Genomic DNA, 11,285 nt, shown 5'->3' with positions numbered 1-11,285 from the left:
TGCAACGCAGGGCTCTTCTAGTTGCGCTTTGCTTGTGGTGTCCCTGCATGGCATACGCTTGTGGATGAAAAGTAAATACATAGTGGTGGAAATGAAGACTTACATAAATATTATTTTATATGCTGTATTTCTGTGTGCTGAATCATTCATGTATTTCTCTATCACTCCACGCCTTGTAGTATACCTAGTCTATGAAAGAAAAGCAGTTTGTATTTTTGAGCAAAACTTATAAAAATAAAAACTCCCTAAAAAAAGGATTAAACCACAGCGATCGAGAAGCAACAAAAAAGCAGTTCTTGAAGTATATTCAAGAACTGCTTTTTATTCTTTTATCCCAGCGAATCATCTTTTTCCCCAAAGAAAAATCTTCCACTCATTGCTGCGAATAATTTTCCTACTTCCGTATCTTCCTCTACAGAATCATTTTCCAAAAAGGCATTTTCTTTTACCGCAAGCAGCGGCTGCTGATGCATATCGCTATTCCGTTTCTTTTTATTCTCTTTTGTTTCTAAATCAAACGTCGGTTTTTCCGATTTTTTGGTATCCTTATCGCCAAAACTTAAAATGGCGTTATTGGAATCAAATTCGTTTATCTTGTTGATACGCTGTGTCGTTCTCTCTTCGTCAGACGGATGCACTGCTGGTATAATCAGCAGTGATACTCCTAACCCGATCAAAGAAAGCCCCACAAACACACTTCTATTTTTCATTACTCTTTCGCTCCCTTATCTTCACTAACAAGTTCCCCAAGTTCTTCCAATCTCTTATCATAGGAGGTTCCTTCCAAATCAGTTGCTCACAATTTATTTCCGCTAATTCAAAATCAGAGATATAAAGATCTGTGTTTGCTGACGGTACCATATCCAAAATAATATTCATCGGCTGAAATTGAAAAATATTATGTGCGATATAGTTGGAATAGGTCGTTCCTCGCGAAAAATCGATACAGATATGGATCTTCCGTTGTAATAATTGGATAGGGAAAGTTGTCACGATAGCAAACATATAATCATAGAACAAAGCCGCTCTATCTACGATAATATTTGTTTTATCAATATAACTATTTAAAAATGCTTCGATCACTTCAAAATACTCAGGATAGACCTCCTGAAAGTACTTGATCTGTCCTCTTGTAGCAAAAACATCCGGGTATAGATTGAAATGAAGCAACTTGAAATGGATTCGACTGATTTCATCTTCCAAAAGTAATAAATTTTCCTCTAGTTGTTTGGAATCTATCGAAAAATCACCGGTTATCTTTTCGCAAAAAAGCGTAATAAATTGTTGTGATAGCCTTTCAGTTACTTTATTTTCAAGTTTAGCATAATACGATTTATCAATGGTAATGTAATTTTCAGCAATGAGGAATGCTAATAAATATTGGCTTTCCACTCTAAGTACACTTTCGTCTTCCTTAAAAAACGTCGATGCAATCGCATAAATTATTTCTTCTTGAGATTCTGAGGCGGCTTGATGGTTTGGTTCTCCTAGAATGTAATTGCCTTCAGCGATCCGCAAGCAAGTGATCGCAATAAAGAAACGCAACTTGACTTCTTGAGTTGGTGGAAGTTCTAAAGAAAATGCCTCGCAAATAGCGCGGTACATTGCTTCTACGATTTCAGTTTCCGAAAAGGGATATTTTATACCATTGAAGAAAAAATAATACAACATAAAGTAGGTAATGCGTATATCTGCTTCCTCACCGATCAACTGACCGTTTTTGATTGTCAGCTTATAAGGCTTGATGATTTTCAGCAAGTCCTGTTGAATGACATAGGCTTTCGACTCGCTGACAAACTGCTTTTCCGAGAAATCATAGATACTAATGTTTTGGTACATCAATTCTTGAAAATAAAGAAATCGATTCGAGCGTTCAATGTAAGTAATGCTAAGATTGGCAATAATGGAGTCCGTTAAATCCACCGCAGTTAGAAAATTACTATTTACAATCTCCAGCTTCACTTTTCCCGCGGCAGCAAGTTCACCCAAGTCGACATTGATATCGTTCACATAATTGACCAGCTTGAACCTTGAAAGCCCTAACTCTTCCATCAATGTTGCCATAGGGAAATATTGATTCGAATCAGCTTCAAGGAAAGTTAAGATTTGTAGTTTTAACTTTTCATTTTTCTCTAAAAAGTTATATAGATTGTTCATGGATTAAAACTCCTTCACACTCCTATTTCATTTATCCCCAAAAGTATTCCTTCTTTCTTTTTCTATACCCTATTCCTCCCATTCTATTAATTGTAAAATTCTTTTTGTAAAATTTCATTCTTTTTTTTCTTCTTTTTTTTTAAAAAAAAGAACTGCTTTGCATTGAACTCTTACATATAATAAAGGCAGATATATAGTGTGATAACTTACAGCAATTTTTCGAGAAAAGGAGTTAATAAACGTGTACAAACAGAATTTAATAAAGCGCATTGCTTTTGGCTTATTAGCATTTCTACTGACATTCTCTTCCCCTATTTCATTTTTAAGCTCGGCGGCAACAGCTAATGCAGCACCAAAAGCAGCTGGAGATGGCAATGTCCATGTTACGCCAGCAAACTTCTTAGATTATTTCACATTAAATGGAGCAACCACTTATGATTCTTCGACAGGGATTGCAACTTTAACACCCAACGAGAAGAATTCCAACGGAAACTTTGTTTTAAATAATAAAATTGATGTCACCCAAAACTTCAAATTAGTCGGAAAAATTAATTTGGGGGATAAATCTAATATTCAAAATGGAGCAGATGGTATCGGTTTTGCATTCCATTCTGGAGACACATCCGATATTGGCGCATACGGTGGAGGACTTGGAATTGGTGGTTTAGATGGCGGCTTCGGTTGGAAGGCAGACTCCCACTATAATGGTGATAGTAGCACTCAGTACTACTATACAGCTGATCCATCCAGATTTGCTACACCAATAGCACCAGATACCAGTACTCCCTCTTTCGGGGCATTTGTTAGTAACGATAGTAACAAGATAGCGAACACTTATGATGGAAGTGATGCACCAGCACAAGTTATTGACCAACCAACTAATAATCAATTTAAAGACATTGAGATTGATTACAATGGTGCTACCAAAACAATGTCTGTCATTTACGATGGTAAAACCTGGTCTAAAAACATTTCCGCATGGAACACTTCAAATGCGCTAGCGTTTATCGTTTCTGCATCGACTGGGAACAAGTATAATCTCCAACAATTCCAACTTACCTCTTTCGATTACGTTACAACCGGATCGGTAGAATTAACAAAAGTTGATGCAAAAGACACAACCAAGCATCTTGCTGGCGCTGAATTCAGCGTAAAAAATTCTGACGGCACAACAATCGAAACTAATTTAGCAACTGATGCAAATGGTCGCATTTCTCTAAACGGTCTACCATTCGGTGATTACCAATTCATCGAAACAAAAGCGCCTACCGGTTATGAACTAAACGCAACACCTATTCCGTTTACCATAACCAGCGAGAATGAAACAACTCCTGTTCAAGTGACTGCAACAAATGAAGAACAACTAGGGTCTGTATTATTAACAAAAGTGGATAAAGATAATTCTGATAAGGTATTGAGTGGTGCTGAATTCAAACTTACAGATGCAGACGGAAAAACGCTTCAAGACAATTTAACAACCAATGCGGATGGAGAACTTAAAGTCAATGAGCTAGCACTCGGATCTTATAGCTTCATTGAGACAAAAGCACCAGCTGGTTACGAACTAGACAGCACACCGGTTACCTTCACGATTAACGAAAGCAACTACACTTCAACTATTGACCTCAACAAAGAAAATGCGGCAATGAAAGGCTCTGTCGACTTGAAAAAAGTGGACAGCGATAATCCTGCAAAAGTCCTTCAAGGAGCAGTATTCAAGTTAGTTGATGGTGACGGGAAAACCTTGCAAGAAGACCTGACAACCAATACAAATGGCGAAGTGAAAGTGGCAGACTTGCCGCTTGGTTCCTACAGCCTGATCGAAACAAAAGCACCAATCGGCTATATTTTAGACAACACCCCTGTCAATTTCACAATTACAGAAGCAAATCACAACACCACGATTTCTCTAACGAAAGACAATACCGCGATGAAAGGTTCCGTCTTACTTACAAAAGTCGACAGTGCAGACCCTGCTAAAACACTGCAAGGTGCAGAATTCAAATTAGTCGACAACGACGGGAAAACACTACGCGAAAACTTGACGACCAATGCGAGCGGCGAATTAAAAGTCAATGATCTTCTACTCGGTTCTTATAGTTTAGTCGAAACAAAAGCGCCAACTGGCTATATCCTAGATGATTCACCTGTCAAATTCACGATCACTGCAGACAACTACGACACCACGATCGATCTAAATAAGGAAAACACCGAAATGAAAGGTTCTGTCCAGCTTACTAAAGTTGACAGTCAAGACGCTGCCAAAACACTGCAAGGCGCGGAATTTAAACTAGTCGACAACGACGGGAAAACACTCCGCGAAAACTTAACGACCAACGCAGACGGTATTTTAAAAGTCAACGACCTAGCATTAGGTTCCTATAGTTTAGTCGAAACAAAAGCGCCAACTGGCTACATTTTAGATGATTCACCTGTCAAATTCACGATCACTGCTGATAACTACAACACCACGATCGATCTAAATAAGGAAAACACCGAAATGAAAGGTTCTGTCCAACTTACTAAAGTTGACAGTCAAGACGCTGCCAAAACACTGCAAGGCGCAGAATTCAAACTAACCGATGCTGACGGGAAAACGTTACGCGAAAACTTAACAACCAACGCAGACGGTATTTTAAAAGTCAGCGACCTAGCACTAGGCTCTTACAATTTAGTCGAAACAAAAGCGCCAACTGGCTACATCTTAGATGACTCACCTGTCAAATTCACGATCACTGCTGATAACTATGACACCACGATCGATCTAACTAAAGCAAACACCGAAATGAAGGGTTCCGTCCAGCTTACTAAAGTTGACAGTATGGACCCTGCCAAAACACTGCAAGGCGCAGAATTCAAACTCATCGACAAAGACGGCCTCTCTGTTAAGGAAGGACTAACAACCGATAAAGAAGGAAAACTGGCTGTCAAAGATTTATCCCTAGGCTCTTACAGTTTGGTCGAAACAAAAGCACCAACAGGCTACCAGTTAGATCAGTCTCCTGTAAACTTCTCGATTACAGCAGATAACTATACACAAACGATCCAGCTGACAAAAGAAAACAATCTATTACCACCAAAATATGGTTCTGTCGAATTAACAAAGATCGACCGCGATAAACCAAGCACGACCCTTCAAGGTGCCGTCTTCAAACTCGTTGATGCAGATGGAAAAACATTGCAAAAAGGGTTGATGACTAATAAAGCCGGTAAATTAAAAATCACCGATCTAGCACTCGGCTCATACAGCTTGGTCGAAACAAAAGCACCGACGGGTTATCAATTAGACGCAGCGCCAATCAACTTTAAGATCACCGACAGCAACTACGACAGCACCATCAAAGTTGAGAAAACCAACAAACTATTGCCTGCAGACAAAGCTTCCGTATTGCTAACAAAAGTTGACAGTGCAAATACGAAGAAAACATTGCAAGGCGCAACATTCAAACTCCTGAATGCTGACGGCAAAACCATCAAATCTAATCTGAAAACAAATCAAAACGGAAACATCTTAGTGAAGGATCTGACACCTGGAAAATATAGCTTCGTTGAGACCAAAGCACCAGCTGGCTATAAGCTCAGCAAAAAAGCCATTCCGTTCCAAGTAAAAGCAAACAGCTCGAAACTACTTCAAGTAACTGCCAAGAATACAAAAGCGGACCCGCCAGTAATCACGAAAAACATTGACGGCAAATCGCATATCACACTTAAAAATCGGAATCAATCATTCAACTGGAACATTCATGCTGCATTCGGAAACGCGACAAGCAGCTGGGAAGTAGCTAGTATCCAAGATAAAGTCAACAAAGTATTGGATATTGAAAAAGTCACGATAGTGGATGAAAATGGCCATAATGTGAAAGCCAACGGAAGATTAGATATCAAGAACAACGTAGTTACCTTTGCGATCTCTAAGAAAAACGGAAGCTTTGCCTATCTTTCTGGTCACTCATATACGATGACAATCACTACCAAGATCAATTCTTCCGTTTCCGACAAAGCGCTTATTCAAGCAAGTAAAGAAAACGGTATTCCTAACATCGCCGATCTAACCTATAAAGACGGCAAAACTACGATTCACTCTAACGACCCAAGCGTAACACCACGCTTGCATGACGGAAGCTTGCCACACACAGGTGACAACAATCCAATCGTATGGGTATTAGTAGGATTGTTCGCCATTGTTGGAGCTATCTTCTTTATACTTTCTGGAAAGAGAAAAGAAAAACATTAAAGCACGAAAAAACCAGCCTCCCCTTTTTTGGAGGCTGGTTTTTTTGTTAAAATAAGCAAAAGGGCGGAAAATACCGCCCTTAAAATCATTTATTGTTGTTTCTTAAACGCATCATACTGCTTTTGGATCTCATCTCTTACTTTATCATAACCCGCTTTTTTCAATTTCTTGTCCATTTCCGGAATTGCTTTATCTGGATCTAATGTCCCGGTATTCAAGCCATCCACATATTGATTCATGACATTCGAAATATTGGATAATTCGGTTTTCACTGAATCCGTGTTGAAATTGAAACCTAATAGCGGCGTTTGTTTTGCTGCTTTGATTTTGTCATCACGTTCTTTGATCTTCGCTGGGCTGACATTATCTGTTGGGTAAATGATTTTGTTATTCCCAGTATTCCATGCAGATAAGTGATTATTTGGTTTGTAGCCGTCTAATAATTTTACGCGGCCATTATCGACTTTTTTCCAAGCTTTTCCTTCGATTCCATAGATCAATGTATTTAGGATGGATGGATCAGAATTAAGTACACCTAACACTTCGACTGCTTTTTCTTTGTGTTTCGAGTTGCTGGAAACGACAAAGTTAGCGATTTGGGCTTGTGTATTGGTTTTATAAGCGTCTGTGATCGGTTTAGAGACAAGCGGCTGCCCTGCTGCTTGTGTTAAGATCGTGTCGCCGTAATCGAATGGCCCTTGTGTTTCTTGGCGAACGAACCATGTGCTGCTGTTTAGCGGATATTCGTTTGTGCTGGTAGCTGCATCTTGAGCAACATATCCATCTTTGTAATATTTGTGCATCGTCCGCAAGTTGTCTTTCATTCTTTCATTATCGTATTGATTGATGATCTTCGTTCCGTCGCCTTTTAGATCAATAGCAAACGGCATTTTGTTCTCTAATGGATATTCCATGTTCGATTCCACTTTAAACCCTTGACCAGCGGCGATCGGCGTTACACTTTTTTCTTTTTCTTTGATAACTTTAAGTAACGGCGCTAGATCTTGGTAGCTCTTAACGTTTTTGATGTCAAGATCATATTTGTCTAAGTAATGTTTGTTGAATGTCAGCACTTGTTGGGCAAAAACATTGGCATTCACTGGGAATGCATATAATTTCCCGTTGACAGTATTTCCTTTGATATAAGCAGGATCTAATTGATCGTACGCTTTTTTCGCATGTTTCGGCAATAATTTTGTCAAATCTGTATAAGCACCTTTTTGAGCATTGATCACATAACTATTGGCATAAGCAATGTCGTAATTTTCTCCGGACGAAACGATAACAGACATTTTCTTAGGATAATCGCCCCAAGTAATGAAGCGCATATCCAGTGTTGCACCTGTTTCTTTTTTGATTTTCTTATTTGCATCCGCAAGCAACGCATCGAAACCTTCTGGCTTATCACCAATTTGATACATGACGATCTTGTCGCCGGATGCTTTCCCTTCTGTCGGTTTACCTGATAAACTACAAGCACCGAGCATAGCAACAACGGATAAAGCAATAACCCCAAGTACAACTTTTTTTGACCAGTTTTTCATTTGTACTGTCACTCCTTTTATTTTATCTCCTAAAGAAAACGCTTTCTAAATAAATTATACTTTCTACGCCTAAATAAAAAAGGTACAAATCATATGTAAAAATAGATAAATCATAGCTTTTTTATTCTAGCGGGTCAAAGTTGCTTTGGTATTGCTCGCGGAATTCTTTCGGCGAGATACCGCAGATCTTTTTGAAACTCTTATAGAAATAGCCCGCACTTGTATACCCCGTCTTATCCGCGATCTCATTGATCGTATCACTGGTATCGACTAAGAAATTTTGCGCCTTTTTGATGCGGTATTGATGCAAGTACTGGGAAAAACTTTTATTTGTTTCTTTTTTGAAAAGCTGCCCGACATACATCGTATTCATATGCAGCCGATTCGCCACATCTTTCAAGTTAAGTTGCTGATCATATTCATTATGAATGATTGCCAACACATCTTGGACATGTTCGGAATATTGCCGTTTTCCTTTTTGCGCCCGTATCTCGGTAATCGTTTCTTCAATCACAAGCTGCAGCTCTTCAAAATTTTGACTGATTGCGATCTTCTCTGCATGCTCTTGATAAAAATGTTCCGTGACTGTTTCAAATTGTCGATAAAGATCGATGAAAATCAAAAAAACGATGTGCCTTGTGTAATTTGGCAGTGCTTCTGACTTTTTGAGGGTATCAAAAATCTTCGTGATCTCCGCTTGTACTGTTTCAAAATCACGGATCGATAGTGCTTTGTTGAAGGCAACGAATGAAATGGACGGAAGTGCGCCTCGAGCTGCTACGTCATTCGCTTCCATTTCCTGGATACCTTTTCCAGTATAAAAATCATGGAGTTGACTCGATCCTAAAGCACTGTCATAACTAAGTGAAACGTCTTTGAAATCCACGATTGTCTCGCCGACGACGATTTCCGTATCCAGCAGCTGCAAGTCCTGCTGTAAATCAGCGATCAGGCATTTGATCGGCCGCTTTTCACCTTGATAGATGAGCAACCAGCGATCGATCTCATGCACAAATACTACTAGCGGCTGCTGTTTTTGGAGCAAATATTCTTTGATTGCCGTTTCATTTTCCGGTCGGTCAATAAAAACAACGGTGAAATTCTCTTGCGCCACGTTGATTCCTTGCTTTGCTAGATAACCTTCCAGCGCATCATAGTCCACTTCATCATGCAGCCAGTTCACTAGAAAATACGCCTGTAAGTAATCCTGCTGCTGCTCTTGCTGAAGATCTTCTTCAATCAGCGCAGCGACCCGGTTCAGCGTCTCGATCATTTCCACTTTATTGACCGGCTTGAGCAAATAATTCTCTGTTCCCAGATTCAACGTATCTTTCACATATTGAAATTCCTGATATCCGGAAAGCATGATCGAACGAAATAAGCAGCCGCTTTTCTTCGCTTGCTCTAAAAATTCGATTCCTGACATAATCGGCATATTGACATCTAAAACGATCAGATCAACAGGTTCCTGCCGAATAAATTCCAGCGCATCCAAGCCATTGCGAGCCGTACCAACTACTTCATAGCCTAACGACTCCCAAGGAATCAGCTTTCGCAAGCCGTTAATGATCATGTATTCATCATCCGCTAATAATACCTTATACATCATATCCCCTCCTTTTGATCAGCATGCCTCAGTGGAAAACGAATCTGCGCCGTGACTCCGCCGCTCTCGTTCTGCTGAAAGGTAAAGCTATACTGGTTATCAAAATAAACCCGCAGCCGCTCATTAACATTGCGGATACCAATTGATTCTGCGCCTTCCAGCGAATTTTTTTGCTTCAATTCCATATTTAGTGTCTCGATCTCCTTTGCAGTCATACCTAGGCCATTATCCGCTACCGAAATAACGATCTCCCCATTTTCCGAAAAAGCTTTCAAACTTCCGGCATTATCGATCCGACTATAGTCGATCCCATGTAAGAAATAATTTTCTAACAGTGGCTGGATAATAAATTTCGGAATAACGACTTCCTTGACTTCCTCTGCTACCGAAAAGGAATAAGCCAGCCGATCCGGGTAGCGCATTTGATACAGGTAGAAATATTTCTCACAGAATTCCAGTTCTGCTGCAATCGTTGTAGTTTTTTCCTGTGAAATATTGTTCCGTAGTAGCGTAGCAAAGGCGTACACCACATCTGCTAGATCATCTGCTTCCAAGCTAACGGCATACATGCGGATATATTCCAACGTATTATATAAAAAGTGGGGATTGATCTGCGACTGTAAAGCCCGCATATGAGCATCCCGCTGCGCCAACTCCAAGCGATAAATATCATCCATATACTGATTGATATTATCCAGCATTTGATTGATTCCATTCGAGATCGCATACAGTTCTCCCTGCTTATCTGCTTCTTCGATCCGCGCTTCCAATTTCCCGGAAGAAACGTCTTCCATTGAGCGCAAAATACTTTTGACCTGACCATCATATTTAGAAAACATTTTGTACAATGCCGTGATCAAGAGCAGATCCAATAATACCACACCAACCCACAGAATCGAAAGCGGACCTAACAAGGCGATCCACACTTGCTTTTCCGCAACAACTGTCACGATTTTATAACCGTTACTGGCAGTTACGGACTGCATAAAGTAATGATTTTTCGAAAGTGATGCCAATGAATTGTTTTTGAGTCCCTGCTTTAAGACTGCTAGGCTGCTATCTGCCGCATTCATTCGATAATCATATACTAAGTTATTCTGCTCCGTCGTCACAAACAAAGATACTGGTAAATTAGCCCCATACGTCACCAATGTTTGCTTAAACTCCTTCGCTCGCAATGTCAAATACAAAGTTCCCATCTGTTCCAACGTATTAGGATTGATAAGCACTTTCTGGATGCGTACTCCTTCTTTCTCCACCGGTAGTCGCTGCAGAAATTGACCGTTTTTATTATCCAAGCTTGAGTACAGGACTTTTTTCTCATTATTGAGCGAGATTCCGATCGCTGTGATCGTATCATCGTCATAATAGATTTCCCGTAACTGCTGTGGCAAGTAAATAAACCCCGAGCCGTTATTGTCCCGTTGTTGGTGGATACTGTATTTTAAGTAATCGGATTCATTCTTTTCAAAAAAAGCCTGCAGATTGTCGATCTTATCCTGATTGCTGACTAAATCCCGGATAAGCAGATCCAGCTTTGAATTCTTTTCCCGAATAATATCCGCTACATGTCCTGCCGACTGCGCTAATGCGATTTTAGCTTTTTTTCGTTCTTGGTGGATCATGGAGTAGCTGATCAAGACAGCAAATACAGTGATCGCAACCAGTAAAATAAACGCATATGTCTTGAGCAGCTGTTTGAAAACATTCCGTTTCCCCATAATCGGCTGTTTCCTCCCTTATA

Annotated in this window: 6 protein-coding genes; 1 reads left to right on the top strand and 5 read right to left on the bottom strand. The window is 39.9% G+C overall.

Features of this window, described 5'->3' with window-relative positions; genetic code table 11:
• Positions 1-329 precede the first annotated feature (329 nt).
• Complete coding sequence (locus tag EL241_RS01365; protein ID WP_036103464.1) at positions 330-710, bottom strand: hypothetical protein; 381 nt, start codon at positions 708-710, stop codon at positions 330-332.
• Positions 700-2,157: a helix-turn-helix domain-containing protein gene (locus tag EL241_RS01360; protein WP_036103461.1), complete on the bottom strand. Its 1,458-nt coding sequence runs from the start codon at positions 2,155-2,157 to the stop codon at positions 700-702. Before EL241_RS01360 ends, EL241_RS01365 begins: the two co-directional genes overlap by 11 nt.
• 241 nt (positions 2,158-2,398) lie before the next feature.
• Here EL241_RS01360 and EL241_RS01355 point away from each other — a divergent pair, with 241 nt between their 5' ends.
• A complete protein-coding gene (locus tag EL241_RS01355; protein WP_052009044.1) occupies positions 2,399-6,391 on the top strand; it encodes a SpaA isopeptide-forming pilin-related protein in 3,993 nt (1,330 codons plus the stop codon).
• Between the two features lie 89 nt (positions 6,392-6,480).
• Here EL241_RS01355 and EL241_RS01350 read toward each other — a convergent pair whose 3' ends face one another.
• From EL241_RS01350 to EL241_RS01340, 3 genes are all read right to left on the bottom strand, one after another.
• Positions 6,481-7,935, bottom strand: a complete 1,455-nt coding sequence (locus EL241_RS01350) for an ABC transporter substrate-binding protein (RefSeq protein ID WP_036103458.1) — start codon at positions 7,933-7,935, stop codon at positions 6,481-6,483.
• Between the two features lie 121 nt (positions 7,936-8,056).
• The gene (locus EL241_RS01345; RefSeq protein WP_036103455.1) at positions 8,057-9,541 is read right to left on the bottom strand and encodes a response regulator transcription factor; all 1,485 of its coding nucleotides are present in this window, start codon (positions 9,539-9,541) and stop codon (positions 8,057-8,059) included.
• The gene (locus EL241_RS01340) at positions 9,541-11,262 is read right to left on the bottom strand and encodes a sensor histidine kinase (RefSeq protein ID WP_036103453.1); all 1,722 of its coding nucleotides are present in this window, start codon (positions 11,260-11,262) and stop codon (positions 9,541-9,543) included. The genes EL241_RS01345 and EL241_RS01340 overlap by 1 nt, the downstream gene beginning before the upstream one ends.
• Positions 11,263-11,285 lie beyond the last annotated feature (23 nt).

The sequence above is a fragment of the Listeria grayi genome (assembly GCF_900638015.1).
GTDB classification, from domain to species: Bacteria; Bacillota; Bacilli; order Lactobacillales; family Listeriaceae; genus Listeria; species Listeria grayi.
This window is presented reverse-complemented; position numbering and strand designations above follow the sequence as displayed.

Excerpts from the sequence above, each read along its gene's own strand:
- EL241_RS01365 (WP_036103464.1), bottom strand. The coding sequence starts at position 710 with ATGAAAAATAGAAGTGTGTTTGTGGGGCTTTCTTTGATCGGGTTAGGA.
- EL241_RS01345 (WP_036103455.1), bottom strand. The coding sequence starts at position 9,541 with ATGTATAAGGTATTATTAGCGGATGATGAATACATGATCATTAACGGC.
- EL241_RS01360 (WP_036103461.1), bottom strand. The coding sequence starts at position 2,157 with ATGAACAATCTATATAACTTTTTAGAGAAAAATGAAAAGTTAAAACTA.
- EL241_RS01340 (WP_036103453.1), bottom strand. The coding sequence starts at position 11,262 with ATGGGGAAACGGAATGTTTTCAAACAGCTGCTCAAGACATATGCGTTT.
- EL241_RS01350 (WP_036103458.1), bottom strand. The coding sequence starts at position 7,935 with ATGAAAAACTGGTCAAAAAAAGTTGTACTTGGGGTTATTGCTTTATCC.